Annotated in this window: 17 protein-coding genes and 2 pseudogenes; 12 read left to right on the top strand and 7 right to left on the bottom strand. The window is 57.1% G+C overall.

Translation table 11 applies throughout. The annotated features are described in order from the left end of the window. Positions 1 to 121: 121 nt before the first annotated feature. The 8 genes and pseudogenes from FJ941_RS02535 (at position 122) to FJ941_RS02500 (ending at position 6,381) form a co-directional block, all read left to right on the top strand. Positions 122 to 754, top strand: a complete 633-nt coding sequence (locus FJ941_RS02535) for a tyrosine-type recombinase/integrase (protein ID WP_140502832.1) — start codon at positions 122 to 124, stop codon at positions 752 to 754. 261 nt (positions 755 to 1,015) lie between these two features. Beyond that, the gene (locus FJ941_RS02530) at positions 1,016 to 1,456 is read left to right on the top strand and encodes a GNAT family acetyltransferase (protein WP_140502830.1); all 441 of its coding nucleotides are present in this window, start codon (positions 1,016 to 1,018) and stop codon (positions 1,454 to 1,456) included. A 573-nt stretch (positions 1,457 to 2,029) separates the two neighbouring features. Continuing rightward, positions 2,030 to 2,272 (top strand): hypothetical protein, encoded by a 243-nt coding sequence (locus tag FJ941_RS29160; protein WP_140502828.1) that lies wholly within the window; start codon positions 2,030 to 2,032, stop codon positions 2,270 to 2,272. Between the two features lie 446 nt (positions 2,273 to 2,718). Continuing rightward, positions 2,719 to 2,865, top strand: a complete 147-nt coding sequence (locus FJ941_RS29305; protein ID WP_246673689.1) for a hypothetical protein — start codon at positions 2,719 to 2,721, stop codon at positions 2,863 to 2,865. A gap of 14 nt (positions 2,866 to 2,879) precedes the next feature. After that, a pseudogene (locus FJ941_RS02515) lies at positions 2,880 to 3,314 on the top strand (hypothetical protein). 118 nt (positions 3,315 to 3,432) lie between these two features. Beyond that, complete coding sequence (locus FJ941_RS02510) at positions 3,433 to 4,329, top strand: hypothetical protein (protein ID WP_140502826.1); 897 nt, start codon at positions 3,433 to 3,435, stop codon at positions 4,327 to 4,329. A gap of 94 nt (positions 4,330 to 4,423) precedes the next feature. Next, positions 4,424 to 4,779: pseudogene (tnpB, locus tag FJ941_RS02505) on the top strand (IS66 family insertion sequence element accessory protein TnpB). A gap of 69 nt (positions 4,780 to 4,848) precedes the next feature. Further along, positions 4,849 to 6,381: an IS66 family transposase gene (locus FJ941_RS02500; protein WP_140502822.1), complete on the top strand. Its 1,533-nt coding sequence runs from the start codon at positions 4,849 to 4,851 to the stop codon at positions 6,379 to 6,381. A 197-nt stretch (positions 6,382 to 6,578) separates the two neighbouring features. Here FJ941_RS02500 and FJ941_RS02495 read toward each other — a convergent pair whose 3' ends face one another. The 7 genes from FJ941_RS02495 to FJ941_RS02470 form a co-directional block, all read right to left on the bottom strand. Further along, the gene (locus FJ941_RS02495) at positions 6,579 to 8,369 is read right to left on the bottom strand and encodes a hypothetical protein (RefSeq protein WP_140502820.1); all 1,791 of its coding nucleotides are present in this window, start codon (positions 8,367 to 8,369) and stop codon (positions 6,579 to 6,581) included. 71 nt (positions 8,370 to 8,440) lie between these two features. Further along, positions 8,441 to 8,569 (bottom strand): hypothetical protein, encoded by a 129-nt coding sequence (locus FJ941_RS29625; protein WP_281405558.1) that lies wholly within the window; start codon positions 8,567 to 8,569, stop codon positions 8,441 to 8,443. 230 nt (positions 8,570 to 8,799) lie between these two features. Then, positions 8,800 to 9,285: a toll/interleukin-1 receptor domain-containing protein gene (locus FJ941_RS02490; protein ID WP_348640735.1), complete on the bottom strand. Its 486-nt coding sequence runs from the start codon at positions 9,283 to 9,285 to the stop codon at positions 8,800 to 8,802. Positions 9,286 to 9,830: 545 nt separating this feature from the next. Beyond that, a complete protein-coding gene (locus FJ941_RS02485) occupies positions 9,831 to 12,332 on the bottom strand; it encodes a S8 family peptidase (RefSeq protein ID WP_140502816.1) in 2,502 nt (833 codons plus the stop codon). After that, positions 12,325 to 13,530 carry an ATP-binding protein gene (locus FJ941_RS02480; RefSeq protein WP_140502814.1) on the bottom strand — a complete coding sequence of 402 codons (1,206 nt, stop codon included), beginning with the start codon at positions 13,528 to 13,530 and terminating at the stop codon, positions 12,325 to 12,327. Before FJ941_RS02480 ends, FJ941_RS02485 begins: the two co-directional genes overlap by 8 nt. Positions 13,531 to 13,920: 390 nt before the next feature. Next, a complete protein-coding gene (locus FJ941_RS02475; protein ID WP_140502812.1) occupies positions 13,921 to 17,061 on the bottom strand; it encodes a DEAD/DEAH box helicase family protein in 3,141 nt (1,046 codons plus the stop codon). Then, positions 17,061 to 19,751, bottom strand: a complete 2,691-nt coding sequence (locus tag FJ941_RS02470; protein ID WP_140502810.1) for a site-specific DNA-methyltransferase — start codon at positions 19,749 to 19,751, stop codon at positions 17,061 to 17,063. Before FJ941_RS02470 ends, FJ941_RS02475 begins: the two co-directional genes overlap by 1 nt. A 188-nt stretch (positions 19,752 to 19,939) precedes the next feature. Between FJ941_RS02470 and FJ941_RS02465 the strand changes: the two genes are divergently transcribed. From FJ941_RS02465 to FJ941_RS02450, 4 genes are all read left to right on the top strand, one after another. Continuing rightward, positions 19,940 to 20,383, top strand: coding sequence for a hypothetical protein (locus FJ941_RS02465; protein ID WP_140502808.1), 444 nt, complete (start codon positions 19,940 to 19,942; stop codon positions 20,381 to 20,383). A gap of 398 nt (positions 20,384 to 20,781) precedes the next feature. After that, the gene (locus FJ941_RS02460) at positions 20,782 to 21,165 is read left to right on the top strand and encodes a hypothetical protein (RefSeq protein ID WP_140502806.1); all 384 of its coding nucleotides are present in this window, start codon (positions 20,782 to 20,784) and stop codon (positions 21,163 to 21,165) included. A 523-nt stretch (positions 21,166 to 21,688) separates the two neighbouring features. Then, positions 21,689 to 22,843 carry a phospholipase D family protein gene (locus tag FJ941_RS02455; RefSeq protein ID WP_246673666.1) on the top strand — a complete coding sequence of 385 codons (1,155 nt, stop codon included), beginning with the start codon at positions 21,689 to 21,691 and terminating at the stop codon, positions 22,841 to 22,843. A 157-nt stretch (positions 22,844 to 23,000) separates the two neighbouring features. Beyond that, complete coding sequence (locus FJ941_RS02450; RefSeq protein WP_140502804.1) at positions 23,001 to 23,204, top strand: hypothetical protein; 204 nt, start codon at positions 23,001 to 23,003, stop codon at positions 23,202 to 23,204. Positions 23,205 to 23,287: the final 83 nt, after the last annotated feature.

Here is a 23,287-nt window from a genome sequence, read left to right as displayed (position 1 = left end):
CCGGCCCGTAACCGCTACCTCAAGCGTAGGCGCCCTCCCGCGCAGCGGGTTCGTTCTCCGGCCCCAGAGCGGTGACCCGCACCGTTTCTCCTTCGGCCAATCAAGGCCGAGGAGAACTCAAATGGGCCATTCTCAGTTCGATGATGCTAGCCGCGAGCGCGCAGCTTGGAATACTGGAAAGAAGGTGGGAACCAAGCGTCCGCTCACGCAGAAACAGATCTGGGCCGTCCGCTTCTTCCTCGATCGCGAGCGCCGCATTCGTGACCGTGCGCTGTTCGATCTTGCGATCGACAGCAAGCTTCGCGGCTGCGACCTGGTCAAGATCAGGATTCGTGATCTGGTCGCGGGGCCGGAAATTAGGACCCGCGCGATCGTAGTTCAGCAAAAGACGGGCCGTCCAGTCCAGTTCGAGATTACCGGCGACGTGCGAGCCAGCCTTCTGGCTTGGCTTGAAAGGCGTGGCGGCAAGATCGACGACTATGCATTCCCGAGCCGGATCAATCACGCCCGCCACATGAGCACGAGGCAGTATGCCCGCTTGGTTGACGAGTGGGTGACGGCGATCGGTCTGCGTCCAGAGGAGTATGGCACCCACTCACTGCGTCGCACGAAGGCATCTATGATCTACAAGGCGACAGGAAATCTTCGAGCCATCCAAATCCTGCTTGGGCATTCCAAGATCGAGAACACCGTTCGGTACCTTGGCGTAGATGTGGAAGACGCACTGCTCTTAGCAGAGCGAACTGAAATCTGACATTTGGGCGGTCACCCGATGCACCACGGATGACCGCTTCAGCCTCCCGGATACGTTCTTGTTCCGGCTGTCCCGGGTGGGAAGCTGAAAGGCAGCTTTCGAGGAGCAACTTGCAAAATCAGACGCGTAGCCTGATGGGCTTATTTGGCCTGAATCGACCCTTCGATTTGCACCGCCAGTCTCTTTGCTAAATCATGGGGTAGGACGGTGCAGAACTGTTGTGGTAATGCACGGGACGGCAATCTAATCAGCGGTCGGTAAATGAGATTAATAACGACATATGAGAGCAAGCACCTTTCCGGCGTGGATAAGCTCTGGAAAGAAGCATTTCCCAATGATGGACCTTGGAACGCTGCTGTTACCGCAATCGCCGAAAAACTCAGGTTTCAGCCTGACTTAATGCTCGTCGCCCTTGACGGAGATAAAGTTGTTGGCTCCGTGATGGCTGGTTATGAAGGGCATCGGGGATGGATTTCGCGTATTGCAGTGTTGAGGTCGCACCGCAATGCTGGAGTTGGGCGAGACCTTCTCGTGGAGGCCGAACGTCGCCTTGCGGCTCTCGGCTGCATCAAGGTGAATTTGCAGGTGGTCGAATCAAACGCGGCCACGGTCGAGTTCTACGAAAGGTCAGGATATCGGATCGAGCCACGGATTAGCATGAGCAAACATCTTCCTCCCTCGACATCATCGCCCACGAGCTAAAATCAAACGTCGGCTTTCGGGGAACCCGCAGAAAGATACGTCCGAGATCCGGGCGCTTTCGCTCGAGTGCCTCTGAACGATAGAAGCCTCCGAGCGACCGCGGTGTAGCAAGTCTAACCTTGGGCATGTCCAAGGTCATCGAGGGTCATAACGCGCAAGCTACGACTGCTTATGGGGGTGCGGCAACGCTCTTTGACCGACCGCAATGGGGTCGTCAGTCGAATGACCGCTTTACCGGATTCCTCGGCCAAAACCGGACTGTCGGCAAGCGGCCCAGTGCAGACGTTTGAAGGATAAGGAGCAAACCCGGTATGGGCCAGCGGATGTGCTCCGCACCTTGGAGATTCTCACACCAGATCAATAATTTATTATAAAATCGCACATTGCAGCGAAGGCGAGCAATGTGTGAGAAGTGGCGAAAACGCCAGCAAAAACAGCCAACCGATCGCCGCACAATGTGCGCCCTTTTATCTTGTCGTCCTAATCGGTTGGGTAAGCGTCCGGCCCCTGCACCCAGATGAGTAGTGCATTTGCGCGACATGTCGATCTCCTTCGTTGCATGGAGGATCTGCGATGAATTCGAAGCCTTTCGTGAACCAGGCGCGACAATCTTGGGAGGCTGTTCACGTCGAGGCGTGGCAGCGCAGCTGTCTGACGCGCACAGCATACTGCCGTCAAGCATCGTCTGACGAAGGACACACTCGACTGCTGGCTGAAGTACTTTGCGGCAAGGACGCTGCCCGTAAACATGCGGAATATCCGGCGGAATCGCGCCGTCAGAAACATCTGGAGGCGCACGCCAAGCGGCAGAAATAGCGCACTTGGCTGCGCTTTGCGGTGAGCACTGATCGGCGCAAACGTGCTGTCCAGGCGTTCTGAGCGATGCATATCGAGGCGATGAACTAGAGCGGCATGGGCGTTCGCGAATATGCCGCCGCGCGGTGCATCTTTCGCCGACGAGCTTGTGCACATGGCTTGACCGTCTCGACTGAGGCGAGGTTGAAATCGACTGGCGGGCGCATCTTCCTCCGCCCGTCCGGTCGTTAGCACTAGTGCTAACGGAACGGCGCTAGAATCGAGCTTGACGGCCTCGTCGAAGGATGATCCTGGTGCGTCTCGGCAACCGGTGCGGCGCTCCTTCAACGACGCGGAAAGGCACGCCATTGCGCTGAAGAGCGACCGGCCTGATGTCAGCTTCTCGAACGTCGCGCGCCAGCACGGGATTGTCACGGGCATGTTGTTCAGCTGGTGCGCAGTTCGTCGTGGCGCAGAAGAAGCGTGCGAAGCTTGCTTCTGTCGCGCTGATCAACGGCACGCCAGCGGCACTTTTGCTGCGTGACCTCGTGCAGCAGCCTGAGGGCTGGCGCGTCTTCGCACCTGCCGGCAGCGATCCGGGCGCAGTCAGATAACGCGTTGCAATTGGATGAGCGACACCATGATGATCGTTCCGGCGGGCGTGAAGGCGCATCTGGCGGTTGGGTACACCGATATGCGCAAAGGCCTCGACGGGCCCGCCATTCTGGCGGTGGATACACTGAAGCAAGACCCATTCTCTCGCCATCTGTTCGGGGCAGGAAGGCGTCGACGCTGAGGATCCTGTTCTGGGATGGAAATGGCCTGTGCCTGTTCACAAAGCGGCTTGACCAGGGCAGCTTCGCGTGGCTGGCGATATGGAGCTTCGAGGCTCGATCACGCTTACGCGGGCGCAGTTTGCAATGCGGATCGAAGGCATCAACTGGCGCGCTCCGGGGCGTGTTTTCAGGCTTGGCCTCGCCGGCTCCTCGCCGGGCTCTCGAAAACTGGCGACGTACGAAGCACCGCAAAATCTTCAAACGCAGGAGGAACCGCTGAGGATTAATTACCCTTCGACTGCCAGTTGTCTGTATATCAGACAGATATGTGTTGAGGGAGCTTCACCAGGATTGCGATAGCCACTCCCCACCCTGTAGAGTTCTTCGTCGCCCGCGAGGAATTCCATGCAGTCACCAATATTAAAAACCTTGCTTAGCTTCGTGGGCATTCCGCTGGCTCTTTTTGGGCCGATCTTGGGCGCGTCGATGGCCTATTGGATGCACAACCTCGGACCGGTGACGCCCAAAAAACTAGACGTTAGCTTTTGGGGTGTCTCCGACCCTTTGGAGGATCTGAAGACCGAGGACGCTAAGATTATCGTCGTTGCTACCAGCAATGGGGCAAATCTCGAGAATTTGCGAATTGGCCAAGCGGTGCTTACGAACAACGGTCTGTCCCCAATTTTGCCATCGGAGCAATACGAACCAGTTAGAATTTCATCCAAAGCTCCGTGGAAGATTGTTAACGTGGTAAGCTCAGATAAGGGGGTCGCGCTTAGTTGGACGAAGGTGGATGATTACAATTTCGTGTCGGAGGCTGCGCTTCTCAATCCAAGCGACAATGTGTTCCTAACCCTATATTTTACGAAACCGGGACCCTACACAAAGAAAACTGACGAAGATAAGCCGATATTATCATGGAAAGCTCGGATTGCGAATCTAGATGAAATCTCTAACTCACCCGACCCGTTCAAAAAGCTGGAAAACATCACGTGGCTCCTTATCTTCCATGACGGACCGTCGACGGTTTTCCTGGTAGGCTTGTTCCTCCTATACCTATTCATATCGTTAATTCTTCTCAGAATGTCCGGCCTGTTTAGCAAGAGCAGCTTAATAGCATACGGGTCGGTTCTAACCATGGCCACTATCAATTTATGTGCGGCTGAGGCCGGCGCGACTTACACATTTGGTATGTTCCCGTTCGGCAATTCACCCGACAATTGGGTTAATATTCCGCCTATCGCTTTAAACGGATTCGCGTTTGTCGGGCTTTTCATCTACTCTCGGAAGTCGAGTCCGTGATCGAACTGGAGATCGACGGCGTCACCATGCGGGTCGGCCGTGGCGCCGACGCCAGGACTGTTGCGGCGGTGATCCGCGCGCTGAAGGCTACGTCGTGATCGGGCCGACGGGTGCGGTCAAGGTCATGTGGCGACGAAGCCGGTGGACTTCCGCAAGGGTGCTGAGGGCTTGGCCGCGCTGGTGCGCGAGACGATGGGCGCCGATCCGTTCAGCGGCGCGGTCTATGTCTTCCGCGCCAAGCGCACCGACCGGATCAAGCTGATCTTCTGGGACGGCACCGGCGTCTGCCTTTATGCCAAGCGTCTGGAGGATGGCGAGTTCCGCTGGCCGAAAGTGCATGACGGCGTGATGAGGTTGACGGCTGCACAGCTCTCGGCGCTGCTCGAAGGGCTCGATTGGCGGCGCGTCCACGAGGCGCGCCGGACCCGCATTCCAGCCCAGGCGGGCTGACCCGCGACGAAGTGAATCAGCATCGATTCCGCTGTCGCGAGCCGTTGGCGAATATGGTCTGATCGGCTCATGGCGATGACGGCTGACCAGCTTCCCGATGATCCGGATGCGCTGAAGGCGATGGTCCTGGCGCGCGACGTCGAGAATGCCCGGCTGATCCAGATCATCAAGGAATTGCAGCGCCATCGCTTCGGCCGTCGCGCCGAGACGCTCCCCGAGGATCAGCTGCTGCTGGGGCTCGAAGAGGCCGAGCAGATCGAGGCGGCCGGCGAGGAAGAGAACGAGCAGGCTGCTGCCACGGAACGTCTGGCAAGGACTACCAAGCGTCGGGCCAACCGTGGCTCGCTGCCGGCACACCTTCCTCGCGTGGAGAAGGTCGTCGACATCGAGGACCATGCCTGCCCGTGCTGCCGCAGTGGCCTGCATCGGATCGGCGAAGACGTGAGCGAGCGGCTCGATATCGTGCCGGCGCAGCTGCGTGTGATCGTGGTGCGTCGGCCCAAATATGCCTGTCGCGCTTGTGAGGACGTTGTCGTTCAGGCTCCGGCGCCCGCCCGGCTGATCGAAGGCGGGCTGCCGACCGAGGCGACGGTCGCCCAGGTGCTGGTCTCCAAATATGCCGATCATCTGCCGCTCTATCGTCAGGCGCAGATCTACGCCCGGCAGGGCATCAATCTCGATCGCTCGACGCTCGCCGACTGGGTCGGCCGTGCCGCCTGGCATCTGCGTCCGGTGCACGAGCGGCTGCTTGGAAAGCTGAGGTCCTCACCAAAACTCTTCGCCGATGAGACGACAGCGCCGGTGCTCGACCCCGGCCGCGGCAAGACGAAGACGGGGCAACTCTGGGCCTATGCCCGCGATGACCGACCGTGGGAGGGGAGCGACCCGCCAGGCGTGGCCTATGTCTATGCGCCGCACCGGAAGGCCGAGCGTCCGATCGCGCATCTCGCAGGCTTCACCGGAATCCTTCAGGTCGACGGCTATGGTGGCTATCGCGTGCTGGCCGAAAAGAGCGGCGTGACGCTCGCCTTTTGCTGGGCGCATGTCCGTCGGCGCTTTTATGAACTGGCAGCTGCCGGTCCCGCGCCGATCGCCAGCGAGGCGCTAAGACGGATCGCCGAGCTCTACAAGATCGAAGACGCCATCCGCGGCCTATCGGCCGACAAGCGCCGTACGATCCGTCAGGAGAGGAGCGCTTCACTTATTGCCGACCTCGAACCTTGGTTGCGCGAAAAGCTCGGCCTGATCAGCCAGAAGACAAAGCTCGCCGAGGCGATCCGCTACACGCTCTCGCTCTGGGAAGGCCTCTCGCGCTTCCTCGACGACGGACGCATCGAGATCGACAGCAACACGGTCGAACGTTCAATCCGTCCGATCGCGCTCAACCGCAAGAACGCGCTCTTCGCCGGCTCGGATGGCGGCGCCGAGCATTGGGCCGTCATCGCCTCGCTGATCGAAACCTGCAAGCTCAACGACGTCGAGCCCCTCGGCTACCTCGCCGACATCCTCACCAGGATCGTCAACGGCCACCCAAACAGCCAGATCGACGATCTCCTGCCTTGGGCTTACATCCCCGCCTCTGAACTCAGGGCCGTGGCCTGAGAACATCGGTTACGGTCGGCCTACCACACAAGCAAACAGTGGGTGTCAGTCAGCGAGATAGGGGGCGAGAGCGGCCGTTTCGCGTTCCCTGGCGGCCGAACCGCCCGCCTCATCGGTCCCGCCATTCCGGCCGCATCTTAGACGGCGTGGAATATGCCGCCATTTCCAAGTGGCGGGAGAAGCGCTGCAACCGACATTCATTGCCGCATAAGATCGATAACTTGGTCGAAAGCCCTATCGGTCTTGAAAGCCGCCCTTAAGGGAATGATCAAGACGCTAAGAAAGAAAAACAATAAAGGGAGAAGGACTGTGAGCTGCTGCGTAATCTTGCCGCTCTCAAACTTGGTGGGATTGAGGCGGCGTTCATTCTTTGTGAGTGATGTTGCATTACCAACGAACCGTAGCTTGCCATGATCAGTGCTAATACCGCGGAATGCGCCAATAGCCCGGAACTGATCGGTAGGCCTTACATTTTGAGCCGTTCCGTCCACATCGATGGACAAGTTACCTTTTGCTTCCAAAAGCGTAGCCACTCCCCCCGGGATACCGTCCATCGCTCGGCGATCGATGTCGTCCATGGTGATCCACCCACTTTCGCCAGAGACGTTCAGTTCACTATCCTGCCTCGACAGCAATCCATTCGGCCGTGCAGTGACAGTCACTCTCACACCTACGGAAATACCCGAGCTAGGCATCTTAAACGTGCCACTCTGAAACGCCTTGCGCGCTGCTGCTATGGTGCATGCGGCTTTGTCGCCCGGCATCGGCGTCGCAGGGATGAAAGTGATAAAATACGGTTTGCCGTCGATCTCAACGACTAGCTTGCGAGGAATCAGGTCTATGGTGTTAGCTTTGTCATCCAGCGCGTCCAAGAAAACTCTTCCCGCATAAAAAGATAGTACATCTGCACTGTTTTCATAGATAAGATGGGATGGACTTCCGATAAATTGCCACAAGTCCTTCGTATTTGCTTTCTTACCAACCTCCAAGCCAAATGGAGCTACTGGATCTGCTTCCAGTGAAATTTTCCCAGCACCCTTATCCGTATCGAAAATCCAAAAATCGGAGGCGCCGCCTTCGAATGAGACTGACAAACGCTTGATGTCACTCACGCGGTGGCTCGGCCTGTCAGCGCCGATTCCCGAGATCCAGTCGGTATCCAGACAACCTGACAGAATCTCGATTTGGAGATCGAATTTGGTTTGAGGATTGGTAACGTGCCAAGCAGCGCTTATTCCTCCATTAGGATTGCGCCACTTTACAACGGGCACGTCGAAATCCGTTGGAAACAGCTGGAACGGAGGATTGTCTTTGTCGATGTAGGACGGATTGGTGGCGAAAGAGCCATTCAGCGGCGCGTCGAGGTAAGCGTCAATTTGAACAGGCAAAGGTCGATAGAAGAAATCCGCAGCATAAAAAGCGACCGCGTTTAAGAAAATCCCTAACGCGCAAATCTCAAGTGCTACAGCAGCACGTCGCAAAGGTCTGCTTGGCTGAAGGTGCTCGATAGTCCATTCGGCGATCTGCGTTATAGATACAATCGCGCATGAAATTAAGAATGCTCCGCACAAATTTGCGAACAGCGATTCGGTGAATGAAGACTGCTCGAAAGTTCCACTCCATTGATAAATTGCGAAATCGTTGATGGACAGGGCACACAATCCGGCAGCCGTTCCGCGCCATAGCATTTGTGCCGGAGAGCCCGTTCTAAGTGTAGCTGCAGCCATGACAAATGCTATTGCGAGCAAGTTCGGCTGATAGGCTTCCATTAGCCATTCAGCCAAGCTAACAAAGGGCACCACATCGGTGCCATGGGCCGCTTCGTAAATCGACGCGGAGTCCCCGTTGAGTATGCCCATCAAAAAGATTTGCAACTGCGGACCAGGCGCCAAAAGCAGGGTGATCGCTATACAGTATGCCAGTATGACGAAAGCGCCCCGCAACGGCCCAGATATGCGGAGGAAACACGCAAAATAGGCGTTCGTCATAAAAAGCTCAATTTTGAATCGGGGCGCAATGGAGCAATCATGACTTTGTCACAAGGTGCCGTCAAGAATACCTAGGTCGTGAACGCAGGGATGATCTGGCGCTCCATGGCTCGTTCAGCGCCTACGACGACCCTCGGCAGAAGCTGCTCGATCGGGGCTTTCAGCTGAGGGGTCACATTGAAGGCCTTGACGTAGTTCATATCACCACCCGGCGCAGCGCGCCAATTACCCTCTATAATATGCTATAGCCGTCAAGCGTACGCCCTCGCTTCTGTTAGAGGCTGGCCCGAGTGCAGAAATGGCGTCGTTCGGCGGTGGAGAAGTTCGAATCGCTTTCGTTCCATTTGTCGAAGTGCAGGAGGAAGCCAAGAAAACCTCCGGTATTCGCCGAAAACGCCGCTCAGCGCCCGGTTTGACCCCCGGTGGGGAGCTAAGTAGCGACAAGTTCGGCGATTTTGGCTGCAACTTCCGCCATCGACTCCTCGGCAGTGCTCAGGCCGGCTCGGGAGGCTAGCAGGAGGCTGACCTGCTCAAGTTCTTCATAGGTCGTTCCGTGAATAACCGGGACGAGCCGCTCACGTCGGAGGAGCGCTGAAAGCTCTTTGTCTGCAATGCCTTCTGCCGGGAGGCGTCGCAACATGGCCGGAGTCACCAACACGATACCGACGCGCGAGTTCACCAAGCCCTTGTCAATCGCCCGCATCATCGGCACCCCGAGGCCAAGGTCCTTCTCGCTGAACCACACGCGGACACCACGCGCTTCGAGCAGATCATGCAGTTCTCTGGCGGAGCCCTGCCTGTCATCCCATGCGTGACAGAGAAACACATCTCGAAGGTCAGGCTGCGAGGCCGTTAGGTTCTCCACGTTTTCTCGAACCGGCGTGAGCGCCTGCACTTGTTCAGGCGTGTACCACACAGCCGAACCTGCTCCCGACCAGCGCGGCTTTGCGGTGCGGCGCCCCGCTCCGCCGCTGCTCCGACCGCTGCTGCTAGCTGAGGAGGAGTATGAAGGGGACGAGTATGATCCGCCGCTTCTGTAGCCGCCATCATACCCGCCGTAACCACCGAAGCGGCTATAGCGACTCCCGCATGCTGGACAGTCGGCGGCGGCGGCCGATGAGCGATGGCCCCTTACTGGTGCTGTGCATCTAGACATGCCTTTTCATCTCCTTCATCACTCGGCTAGCTCGCGAATCCTATTGATGCGCTTTGTGGCCCATTCAAATTGACTGATGAATTGCATCGCGTAGGTCGAAGACGAGCAATGCCTCACGCCTTACGCCTTCAATATCTCGGACCGACGGATGGCAGAGATGATCTTTGAAACCACATCCAATCCTGTAATCGCGACCAATCTTGGAAACGCTGACCACAGTCTCACTTCCGTCGGACGTTTTTCCTCGTAGATAACCAATTCTCTTCTCTTTCGAACGAGCCAAGTAATTTCTCCTATACGAGCCGCTAGACGCGCGGCGTGATGCGCGCAGCCGTCCGAATGTCAGCGATCTGTGCGCCAATCGCCTGAAGGCTTTGGCGCATGTCGTTGAAGACCGGCCTTTCTGCCTCTGGATCGCTGATCGTTAGAATGGCTGTGAAGGGGACGCCGCCCTCGGGCATCACTTCTCCAGCGCGGGTCAGATACTCGACAAATAGTCGCCAGTTCGACGAAGGCCCAACTCCCTGCGGGAAGATCTTGGCGTGGACCTTTACCGGACTCCATTTCAGGTCATGTTCGATTAGTTCCGCCTCGACCGCCGACGATTCTCGCGAAGACGGAAGGTAAAGCGGATCAAGTCGACCCTTCCATTTGCCTTCATCCTGCTCCTGTTGCAGGACAGCATTCACGTTTACCCGGACGAACTCGGCACCAAACCGGGCGTCCAGCGGCGGCGTAGATACGAGCGTGAGCTTTGCCCGCCCTCGACATTTGCCGCCAGGTCCGACCAAGGATGCCGGCCATGGGAACCGGAAATTGATCTGCTGGCCGTGCTGGATACGTGAGGCGAAGACCAGGGTAATTGAATGATCGCCTGTCTCTAGAATACGTTCAGCAGATGGTGGCATTCCAAAGCCGACAAGGTGCCGTGCCACCGGTGCCAGCATTTTCAGGCGCAACGGTTCTGGAATCTCAGCGTGGTGGACCAGCAAACCGATGAGGGTTTCACGAGAGACCTCGCCCTCGATGGCATGATCGAGGACCGCTGCCGTCTTGGCAACCAAAGGCGAGGCGTAGCTGGTGCCGCAACCATCGACTACTGTTCCATCCGGAAGGATAGAGAAAAGGCCGTGCCCCAGCGCCGCATGCTGCGTACCCGCTCCTCCGATATGGGCAAGGTCGGGTTTCCCGCCGGACCTAAGCCCAGGCCCTCGACGGCTGAAACGGGCTGGGGCGAAAGGCACGCAACCGCTGTGCCCTGGTGGATTCAGTGCCGAAACAGCAACATTTCTTGCGCTCTCCGCTGGCGTCAGGAGCCCGTCGTTTCGCGCAAGTGCAAGATTAGAAAGGGCCTTTGCCGCATCGACCGGCCACTCCGGGCGGAGGTCTTGAGGCTGGATGTTACCGGCGGAAATGAACACGACGGCATTGTTTTCTTCGGCAATCTGGTCAAGCCGGACCGCATGTGGGCTGTAGCGATCGGGTGCGGCGGGCTGAAGAATGTTCAGACTCATATCGAAGACACGCACGCCATGACGTGCCCGCGCATCAGCGACAGCCGCATCCATTTCATCGAAGAACTGAGGGAGGCCGCCAGAATAGTAAGATGCGAAGGCACCAGCCTTCTGCTCATTTGGGAAGACAGCTACGTCAACCAGTTCCGCGCCGTCGGGTTCGGGGCAAGTCCCCGCACCATTGATACCGGCTCCAGCGACCGCAAGCCCGCCAATGAAGGTGCCATGGGATAGATCCATGTCTTCGTCAGCCAGCACGTCCCATCGATCAATGACCCAGTCAGACAAGGCCGGGCTTATGCCGCCATCGATGATGCCCAGCCTCGGATGGGTCCTGCGGCTATCGCGAACGGGCATAACCGCGTGATCTGGTCGAGCGCGGCTCGGCGTTGCCGGGCGAGCAGAACGCACCACGATGCCGGGCAACTCGATCCGCCGGACCAAGGGATGCTTGTCTAAGAACGCCAGCAAACGGCTGTGATGCTGAACATTCGGGTCGAACGGCGAAAGCTCACGGCGCTCCTTCGATGATACGCTCGTCAGCCGTAGGACGGCGCCATCTCCGGCTCGGTCCAGACGCACGGAAAGCATCGGGAGCCGCTGTCGCCAACTAGGCAGACGCTCCACTGACAGACTTTGTTCAAGGGCGTTGAAGCCGGCAACGAAGGACTCGACCAGACGTCTGTGCGCGGGGTCGAGGCGATCCCACTCGGCACGCGGTGGCAGGACATCGAACAACTCGACCTGATATCCACTACCCGTCATCGGATTGGCGAGCCAGGCAACAGCCTCTTCGACCGAAAAGTTGCGCTTGTCGGAAGCGCCATAGAGTTCGATCCGGTCGATTGCACCCGTCTCGCTCTTTTGCGCTGTAGGGTTCGGCACCTCTTTCCCTTTTTTCTCGTCATAACGCATTCTTGTAAGCGTTTCGGCTTTGGCGATTTCGGCTTTCACCTGCGCCAAAGCCGATGGTCGGCCTTCGACAATCATCACGCCGAGATCTCCACCTCCGACTACGGGTATCCGATCACTACGAAAGAGTGCCCCAACGGGTCGATGGCTTTTCGCCCAGGCATCTCGTTTAAGGATGACCTTGACGTAGCCGATCGGCCCCTGCGTTTGCGCCGAAAGAACCTCGGAAATAGTGTCGATCTGCTCGATCAGAGCTGCCTTATGGGCGCCAAATTCCCGATCGCGGTGCGCGAAGAAGTCCTTGCGGCCGCCTCCGCCGCCTGCCTCTCGGGCTTCCTCATAATTGTCCGGATTGAGGACGATCTGGATCGGACTAGCCATGATTCACACCCCCATCGACTTTACCGGCTTGTCGCCCGAGTTGACGGCTTACGGTCGATTTGTCCCGCCCTGCGATTTCGCCGATGTCGGCCATTGAAAATGCGAGAATGGGGTCGTCACGCATGGCCCGGAACAGAGTGGCGGGATCATCGAACAACAGCGTTCGACGTTCACTCTGAATGCGGGCCGCGTTGAGAGTGGCAAATTGGCGGAGCGTATCCAGTAACCCTCGGCGATCGTCCTCGCGAACCGTGGTGGCCTTCTTGTATGTCCGCACCAGCGCCTCGATCTCCGCTCCGGTTGAACCTTCAGTGAACCACGCAATAAGACGTAGATGGCTGTCGGGAGCCGCTACAGGCGGCATAAACATGGCGGCGATCGCCTTCCGTACCTCAAAATTGGGCTTGGGGATCTCAAGTTGCACCTCGAAACGGCGCCAGACCGCCGGATCAAGCAGCTTCGAATGATTGGTGATGCCGATCGTCAATCCTATGTTTTGTCTAGCATCCAGATTTTGGAGAAGGGCATTCACAACGCGCTTGATCTCGCCGACCTCCTGGGGATCGTCGCGGACTTTTGCAATCGCGTCGAATTCATCAAGTAGAAGCACGCAGCGATAGCGATTGGCGAATGCGAAGAGATTTCCAATATTGCGTGCCGTCGTTCCAAGAAATGAGGAAACAAGGCCATCCAGTTTTACGAGAACAACGGGCAAGTCCAGCTTGCGAGCAATCCAGAGGGCCAGTCGAGTTTTCCCCGTGCCCGGCGCTCCGTAGATCAAACACGTCTTTGAGGGCGCGATGTCGACGGTCGCGAGCGCCTCGAAATCGGTCCATTCATCGACGATCGTCTCAACTGCCTGCGTCACAGTCGAATTGAAAAGCGGGGCCGCTCCCTCGACTTCAGACGGAAAGATGATCTCTGCCAAGGCGGCGGCCGTTTCACGATCGACAGGAACCGGCGTATTGCGGCCGAGCGTCTCGCCGGCCAGGTTCGCTCGCGAGCGTTCGATTCGGCTCGGGGCCATCTCCATTAGGCGCTCCGCCGTAGCAAGAATCCCCGCGAGCGACGCTGCTTGCTTTTCCTCACCATCTTTGGCGAGAGCATCCTTTAACCGTTCGACTTGTTTGCGCAACGCCGGCGTTGGTGCGCCCATCGCCGTTCGGCAGAGAGCCTGAATGATTGAGAAATGCTCCATGCGCTAACCCTACGATCTGATGCACGACTAATAACTTATGATGCATGTATATGATCGATTGTTGCATGTCAACGATGATTGTTGCGCCTTGTCTCGGATTTGATGCGTTCCTGATAGCGAGTATGCGAGATTGGTTCTGTTTGTTGCAGCCAAGCCCCATTGCGGCTCCGAACGCAGTGCCTGGTGATGCAGCCCAGGCTGGTCAGGAATCGAGCAGGGACGGGATTTCCATTGAGGGCAAGATCAAACCCGTGCTCGTTAGGCCGCTTCAAGAGGTATGAGTTTTTGCTTCTTGCAAAAGGAGGGCGTTAGAGGCCTATGGCGTAGACATAGTTCTCATCATCAACCGGCGCGGCGCGCCAATATCGCCTTGAATTCGCTGTCGATTCTCTAGTTGAGCTCGAATTCGCCCTCATCCCATTTCGCTCCGGTAAACGAATTGAGCATCACACCTACGCGTCCCGGTTCGGTCACGAGGAGATAACGCCAAGTTCCGTGCTGACCGAGCTGCGTCACGCCCCGAGTCCACCGCTCCGCAGCCTTAGCCTTGGCGTCGGCGTTATCGGTCACCTGCCCTTTGATTTCGACTATAACGTTCTGATCCGTATCGGTGACAGCGATAAAGTCGGGAATGTAGCGCGCCGGCAACCCGTTCCGGCGATAGGGAATGAAGAAGCCAAGTCGCTCGTTCTTCACCCACTTCCTCACGCCGGGATGCGTGTCAAGAAGAAGGGCCGCGATCTGCTCCCACTTCTGTGTGTCGGCGACCATCGCGTTGAGGTGACAGTGGGTAGCTGCCTGGATCGGCTTCGTTGTGTGGAAATCGACATACAGCGTGCTGCCACGCCCTGATGCGCCCTGTGGAATGACTGCGACCTCGGCGTCGGACGTTGACGCCCCCTTTTTGATCGCGTCGAACAAGGCGTCGATGGACGCCTGCATGTATTGACCGACCAGCAGCACATCGCAGGGTTGGCTGTCGCCCTTGCATTCCAGCTTTTCAGCTAGGAAGCGTTTTGCTGCGAAAGCGACGCGCGGGAAAAGCTGCTGCGCCGGCACGGCGGTAGCTCCGTTGTCGGCTTGCCAGCGGATGCAGATTTCGCGGGCAAGTCGGAAGGCGACCTGCTGATCACGGAACAAGGCGCGCCAATCTTTCAGCGACAGTACCGGCTTCGCGCCTGGGCCGTAACTGGCTAGTGAGCCGTCCGGCGTCGTCAACGGCGTCAGTTCTACGACATGCGGAATGCGCGACGGGTCGATAGTGACTTTTGATACTCGCTCCCAATCGACGGAAACATCAAAGCTCCCCGACTGATGATAGCCGGTCACGATGGGGAACCTGATCTCGTATTCCGCCTTTTCCGGCACCGAATAGATGTGATTGGGCTCCGGCTGCGGCGGCTGCGGTCCGGCCGGCGCGACCTTGAACGGGATCAACTCGAACGGCACGCCGAAGACCTTTGCGGTTTCCTCTGTGAACATCTGCGTGTCTTCGTTGATTGCATAGCTCTTGCGACGCAGCGCCCGGCCCACAACCTGCTCGCAAAGAAGCTGCGAGCCGAAGGGCCGCAGGCCGACGATGTGAGTTACGGTGTTGGCGTCCCACCCTTCGGCGAGCATGGCGACCGATACGATGCAGCGCACATCCCGTCCTGGCGGAATACGCTCATCAATCCATTTCAGGGAGCCGTCGTCGTCGCTCGCGACCCTCTCATTGTGTTTGCGCACAAGCTCCGACCAGTCCTCCGGCATTTTGCCGCCGAGCCATTCGGACTTGCCGATGGTGTCGAGGATAAAACGCAAGCGGCGTGTCTCGTCCTTCGTACCGCCGGCTTCGATATCTTCCATCACCTTGGAGTCAATACGAACGGTCACTTCATGGCCAGGCGTGTTGCGGAACCACGGCGGCGAAACGCCATAGCCGTCATTGCCGTTGGCAAGCCAGGAGTGAACCTCGCGCGCGACCGCCGTATCGCGGCAGACAACGATGAAGACCGGCGGGACTGGATGTTTCTGTTGCTGCTTCGAGTACTGATCCCACTCAAGGAACCGCTGGTGCCATTCAGCCGCGAGCAGATTGATTGGGGCGCTGGCGTAGTTCATGACGATTTGTGGCGTCATGCTATCGCCGTATCCATCCTCCTTTGCCTTTGCCTGCACCCATCGCCAGATGTTGAAATAGGCCGCTTCCTCCGCCCCAGTTACGTCGCGGGCGGGGAGTTGCGGAATCTTCACGAGACCGGACTCGATGGCGTCGAGAAGACCGAAATCAGAGACAACCCACGGGAACGGCTTTCCGACTTCGTTGCCGGAGCCTTGTATATAAAAGGGCGTTGCCGAAAGATCGACACAGAGGTGGATGCCGCGCCGCCGGCTGCCCCCGGCCAGCTTGTTGATGCGGTCGAGCCCTTCGATCCAAATCGTCGCCTCGCGGGCGTTCTTGCTGGCGAGGTCTTTGTCCTCATCAAGGGATTGTTCGTCCGTCGCAGTGTCGCCGCGCCGATAAGCGTGATGTGCCTCGTCGTTGAAAATGAGCCAGTGCAAGCTTCGCCCCTTGCCGCTGCCAAGTTCACGCCGGATACGCTTGAACCATGCTGCGTCGGACTCGAAGTACTTCGTTTCGACGACTTCGTTCGCCTTGCCAGCGTTCTTCACAACCACAACCGGCTCACCGGTCTTTACGACCTTGGCAGACTCGCCGTTGACGCTGTTGGTTTCCTTCTTGGCAAGGCGATGCCAGTTGGCAATCATTACCTCGCCGCGCCGCAAATCCTCCATGCGGTGAACGGGAACAAGCTGCCGCGTTCTGTAAAGACTTAGATCGCCACGTCCCGGGTCCAATTCCTGCAAGCGTTCACGAATGGTGACATTCGGGCAGACAATAAGAATTGTATCGGAAAAGCGGTCGTCCCGGGGCGACGCTACGCTGTTGAGAATTGACCAGCCCGCGAGCATTCCCATGACGGTGGTCTTGCCGGAGCCGGTCGCCATCTTGCAGGCGTGGCGGACAAAAGCCCGCACACCGGAAAGTTTGGATTCGAGCCCGGGGTCGTCCTTCGGGATTTCCGGAATTCCCTTACGATAAATGTCGGCAGCTTCTGCTAGAAATATGACGGTCTCGGCGGCCTCCACTTGAGCAAAGAAGAGCCGCTGCATCCGATCCCCGCTGCGCCAGAGTTCAAGAAGCTCCTTCGTGATAGGCGACGCGCCATCGTAGGCCAGGCCGCTTGATCGTGTTCCTTCGCGCCATTCCTTCACCCGCTCGCGGATAAGGTTGACGATTTCAAGCTCGACCTCCTCGCCCTTCGTGTCCGCGAACAGTTCGGCTTGCCTTCCCTTACGGCCGCTTCCGGCATGCTCGGGCACACGGTAGAAATAGCTCGCTCGCCTGCGGCCCTCGGCCTTTACAGGCGGTGTACTGCGCTCGATCTGCCAGTGATATTTCGGCTCACGGAACGGCGAGTTGATGATCGGCGAGTCAACTTCGGCGACGGTCACCGGCGTCTGTTGCTGCTGGGGGGCGGCGGACATTAGAGGCCTCCATCTGCCAACTTGACCACCATCAGCTCATTGCCGCGCTCGTCGATGGCCTTCACGGCAATGCGCTTCTTGTCGCCCATAACAAAAGGTTCGCTGACCGTACCGGCAAGGTGTTCCCACACGGCGTCGTTGAATTGACTTTTCAAGGACTTTTGCAGATTTTCCCAAGCGCCGGTCTTAGGGAAGAAAACCTGCGTCGCCATGAAAACCATGCCATTGTAATTGCTGTCGAGCATCCAGCACGGCAGGTTCTCGGCTTTGATCTCGTCCGTCTCCATCGTGTCGGGCCTGAAAATGTCCAGGCCTTTGATGACGACGCGATAGAGCGGCGTTCCGTCCTTCTCCTTGCCTGCTTGCTCCACTGACACGTCGGGCAAGCCCGTAATAGAGAAGATTTGACTGCTCTTCGTTGTCTTAAGCAGGTCCGACATGACGACATCGGGAGTGACGGACACGTAGGTTGTGGGGATTTTCAGCTTGTCCAGCATTTCGCGGGCTTTTGCCTGGATGGCGAAGCCGAAGAGGAACAGTTGCTGATAACCGCGTTGCAACGCCTCCGTATGGGCGCTGAACACGTATTCGGAGCCTATGGCACCGTCCTCGGGGCCGAATACGAATGCGATACGATTAGCGGTGCCGTTGCTTGTAACACCTTCCGCATGTAAGTATTCGCGGTCGACCAGCGGGCTGATCCTTTCGAGTTCGAGCGTGACGTTGCCGGGCAGGCGCAACGTCTTGCTCTGACGCAACACCTCGATCATTCGGTCGAGGTAAGCGCGGGGACTGCTGAACGCCGGTGGGGGGGATGAAGTAGGGGTGTCCTCGTCAAAGCTCATGGCAGCGTTAATCGTAGCCTCCACTGTGAAGGGACCGGTTACACGGGTAACGCCGCTTGCTATTTCCGGTCGATCCACGACCGTAACCAACTCCGGCTCCTCGTTATTCGTGATCGAGCCAAGCGTCACATGCGGCATAAGTCCGCCGACATCCTCCCCCTTGCGATTTTTCTTTCTCTCGTAGACGAAACCTGCGGCCGGTCCCTGAGCAGGAGTCTTAAGCTTATACCAAGGGAAAGTACTGGTCAGCAGCCGCTGCCGAGCCAAGGAAATAGGGACTCGTGACGTATCTACGGTGATCCAGCGTCGGCCCCACTGTTCGGCGACATATGCCGTCGTCCCAGATCCGCAGGTTATATCGAGAACGAGATCGCCTGGGTCGGAACTCATCAGCATACACCGAGCGACAACCTTCGAATCTGTCTGGACTACGTACACCTTTCCGGAAACGCCCACGCTATCGGTCCAGATATTTGTGAGCGATTGGACCGGGTAGTCATCAAAATACAGTTTGTATCGCAACGCGTTTTTCGTAGCGTAGAGCCGGTTCTCCTGAGCCAACTTTCTCATGCCTTGCCGGTTGGTTTTCCAGCTCTTTCCGGCAGTCGGTGAATAACTTTTTCCCTTCCATTCAAAGTCAAAAACGCAGGACTCCGTTCGACCCGATGATGCCAAGTCCAAGCTTGTGAAAACCCTTGCCCCGTCAGGAAGATCAGCGCCCTTCCGCTCAGACTCTTCTAAGGTTCTGATGGCTCCATCATTCAATTCGACAAGACTAAACTGTTGAGAATCCTCCAGCGTTTGCTCGACGAAAAGGCGATTGAATTTCATCGAACCTGACTCGAAGTTCTTTCCATACCAAAGTATGTAATCGCAAACACCTGGAAGGTAGCTATTCCTTAGGGGAATTTTTGTCTGGAAGGTTATTTGCGACACGAAGTTTTTACCGCCGAATATCTCATCCAGCAATTCGCGCGTGTGGTGCAGATTCTCGTCTGAAATCTGGACAAAGAGCGAACCGGAATCCGTCAAAAGTTCCCGCGCAAGCGTCAGGCGGTCACGGAGATACGTCAGGTAGGAGTGAAGCCCCAACTCCCATGTATCCCGATAGGCTTTCACCATTTCGGGCTCGCGGCTCATGTGGTCATCCGGTCCGTGCTTCACGTCGCGTTTCCGAACGAATGGTTGGAAGTTCGACCCGAATTTCACACCATAGGGCGGATCGAAGTAGATCATCTGTACCTGGCCGCCCATGCCCTCGTATTCGGTCAAAGAATTCATGACGTGCAACGAGTCGCCAAGGATGAGACGGTTGGTCCACGGCCCCTTGTGTTCGTAGGCGTCCAACTTGTCGGCTACGTCGAGGTTGGTATCGCCGAACAGGTCGAGGTTAGTACCGAGCGCCTTGTGAGACTTCAGCGTTTCCAGGATCGCCTGCGTTGAATGTCGCTCGTGAACGAACAGCGGCAGCGTCGGCACGGTAATCTGCTGCCGCTCGGCCTTGCCAGCCCAGTTCAGAAACGGCTTGGTTAAGCTTCGTAGCCGCGCGGCGCACTGCGACAGAGTGGAGAAGTTCTCACCATTACCCTGCCAAACCTGCGGCGAGGCGAACACTTCGCTCTCTCCCTTCTCAGCCGCATTCGTGACCAACGCCAGCAGCCATTCGGCAAAGGCGCGGTCGGCGCTTTCATCCCACGACAACTCGGGCGCGAGACTGGAATCGTACCGATAGGTCTTCGGCGCTTTCTTGTTCGAGAATTGCGCCTCGACTCCGGCATCGGGCCTTTGCACGGATTCCTGGCCGTGCTTGTAGACCGATGCGGCTGAACCCTTTTCTTCGGCCATGCCGTTCCCCGCCCTTTCGAATCGCTGTCTGTGGGTCTAGAGATAGCCCCTGGGGGAGGTATCGGCCAGTATTAAGAGGGGGCCGATGGCCTGTCAGCTTTCGAATCGAAGCACTGGGTCTGGATAGCGTTTGTCATTGTCACGAATTGAACCAAACGCTTTTCGGAAGATCAGGCGCGCAGTGCGCCATGTCATGGGAGGAAAATATGGGGCTAAAAAGCAGAGAGTGGTTTTTTGGGGAATGTTACAAGCGATTCAAAAACAATTCGCCACTTAAGAATCTTGCCGACAGCGCTCTTGAACTTGGATTTAAGAGGGAGATGACTGGTGGTCACATTCTTCAAGCATGCGGCGCGGCACAAGCGTTTCTTGCAAAGTACCCCCATCATAAGCAGGCTATCCAAAAAGCTCCTCCCGGGACGCGCTATAGGCTAACCGGGCAAATTCTTAAAGACTGGTTGAAGTTTTTCGCGTCGAAGCAAGCTCAGGCGACATATGGCCGGAAAGAATTCCAGTATAACTGGAGTTCACTTCGCACCTATCTGACACCAAAATACGGCGGAATTCACATAGGCGGCGGGGGCGGTAACGACAAGCTCGAACGCGTTTTGAGGCTAGTAGCTGCTTTTTAGCTCACTTAACGCAAGACTCGGCGCAGCGGACTAGTAATTCGCTTGAAATTGCGCCGAAGCGCCTCAGCATTGGAATCGTCATATACGAGAAACGGGCTGCAACGGCACCGATTATGCGGACTTATGGCTAACTAGGACGTCGAGCTAACCGAAAAACGAAAACCTGGTATTGGCCTCTCGTGGAGGTATTCTCGCTGGGGAATTTGCATGCGCACGTGCGATTTGTGTGGGGGAGAAATCGATTTTCGCATTGTCGCTGGACGGGCAACGCCAATCCATCTGAGTGGCCGCTGGTGCGCTGGATACAGTGCTCGCTCGGCATCCGTGGTCGTCAAACCGTTCCAATCGATTGTCTCTTATGTCAACCGAACGCACGTTGCCCGGTATGCGGAGAACGCGTGTATTTTTACCAGAGCCCGCACGGCGGCAGAGTTTTCTTTAACGATCTCGGCTGGCCATGGGAGAAACATGGCTGCACCGACAAGCCCAAGGGGCAATCTGGGATTGTGCAGACCGTTGCTCTGAGCGCCAATACCTCATTCCGGAATAGGGAAGGGCAGGCGCTCGACCTGTATGAGTTGTCGTCGCTCGCGGAGAAGGACAACATCCTCCACATGCGGTTCAGCCGTTTAGGTGAGAACCGCAGTTTCAGGGCCTCGGTTTCACTCCGTGAACTACGTGGCTGGAAAGTGACGGTCGCTGATCTCAGAGATGCTCCGTCATTCGTCGTCAGATCAAGTGGAGAGTTCCGAACACTCGAGTTCATTTCTGACCGCAAGTAGGCGATTGACCGGATCGTGGTCCGGAAGCCTAAGCTTCCACCACTCGTTTGACCGGATCAGCTTCTGTACGTCGGCGGGGTTCCAACTTCGCTTCCTCAGCCGGCTTCTCCTCCATTCGCTCTCGCCTAGTCCGAGATTACATATGCAACCTAAGTCAGGATCGTGAACGCCAAAGATGGGCCGTAAGCAGAATGGCAGCTTTGTGTCCCAAAAAGGGGACAGCGAACTTCGACTCGGTTTCTTGATAGATTGCCTTTCCTCGCACATTGCCTCCATCGCAGAGCTAATCAACAACATGGAATGTATCCCGGTGCACAACTTAGAACGCCACGGGGACGCAGAGCAGGTTCAGCTGCCGCCCACGTTTGCGGCTGGCGCGGTGCGCATCGCATGATGATATCCTACGAAAAGTTTCGGAACGTCCGACCCGATGCCTCAGCAACACCTCAACTGCTAGACGGCTTTGGGCACATCCAGCTTGGCTGCTGGGCGGCATCTGATGGTAACCGGCATGGAGTGCAAATTGGAAAACTTTCGACTAGTCGATTCGGGATGGGCCGAGGAAATCGACCGCGAGATGAGATTTCGGCCGGCTGCTCTGCGGATCATTTGTCCGTTTATCAAACTGGCCACTGCAAAGCGCTTTCTGAACCTGGCTGCGCCCAAGACCATTCAGGTAATCACTCGTTTCGATCTTAACAGCTTCAACGCGGGCGTAAGCGATCTCGAAGCGCTTGAAACACTTTTTCTGGCTGGCGCGAGGATTCGAGGAATCAAGGGACTTCACTCGAAAATGTATCTGTTCGGCAGTTCGTCTGCGATTGTAACCAGCGCCAATCTTACGGAGGCGGCGATGTTCCGCAACAAAGAGTTCGGCTTCTGCGCAGGTGAGCCTGATATCGTGTCGCACTGCAATGACTACTTCACTGTTTTGTGGAGCAAGACGAAGAAGGACCTAGCTCTCGATCAAATTGGAGATTGGGCCAAGGAGCTCGCCAGCGTTCGCACGACCCCGGTGCTTCCTACGGTTGGTTTGCCGGACTACGGAGAATTGGTGGAGCTCGAATCGCCGTTTGTGTCAGGCCAGGCCACCAGCGGCCCTCTCCAGTCATTCGTCAAGTTCTTCGGTCGCGCGGACAACCGAGCGGAGCTGAGCATGGAAATTGGACAAGAGGTTACCCGGTCCGGCTCGCATTGGGCGTGCACTTACCCAACCGGGAAGCGACCGAGACAGGTCCAAGACGGTGCAGTCATGTTCATGGCTCGGATGATGCTCGATCGTAGTGACTATCGCATCTACGGAAGGGCCATAGGGCGAAAGCACAAACCGGGCATTGACGACGCTACTCCAGGTGACATCGCAGCTCGCACATGGAAGACTGATTGGTCTCACTACGTTCGGGTTCACACTCCAGTCTTCATCGATGGACGGCTTTCGGCTGGAGTATCGATGGTCGACATGATGCAGGAATTGGGATCGGCGGCCTTCGCTCCGACCCTGCGAAATCAGTTGACCGGGAGAGGGAACACAAATCCCCGCCGAGCCATAATGCGCAAGCCAGCGATGGAATTGACACCACAAGCCTACTCCTGGATCTCATCCCGCCTCGATGACGCGTTCCTAAAGCACGGCACGTTGGACATCTCCGCACCCAGGTTCGATGGGCCGCATCCTTAGCATGGCGGATTATGGGCGCAGACAAGGTTCCAACAGGCACAACTGTCGCGTGAGGCGTTGCCTCACCGCCAACCTAAAGATTCTTGAAAACCTAACATTGACGGCGGCCAACGGGTGTATCGTATAGGAGGCCTCGCAAATTTTGGAGGCTTTCCGCATGACATCCATCGCAAACACGATCGAATTCATCGCCGCGCGCCGCGCCGGTCTATCTGACTGTGAGCTCGCGGAAGCAATTTACGGGAAACGCAAGCAGCAGCTCGTCAATGGCGAATGCCGGTATTTGGAGCGAGCAAGCGGGCTGGAGCGCCGTCCTCGCGCTGACGGCATCATCGGCAACTACCTGTTGTCATATAATTAGACCTCGGCCTAGCTAGCGCAAAATCATGCCGGAAAAACTCGACGTTCACAAGTTCTCCAACATCGCATCACTTGGGCGGGCGG

It is taken from the genome of Mesorhizobium sp. B2-3-13, assembly GCF_006442195.1.
Classification (GTDB): Bacteria; Pseudomonadota; Alphaproteobacteria; order Rhizobiales; family Rhizobiaceae; genus Mesorhizobium; species Mesorhizobium salmacidum.
Note: the sequence above shows the minus strand (reverse complement) of the source record. Positions and strands in the feature narration are given on the sequence as shown.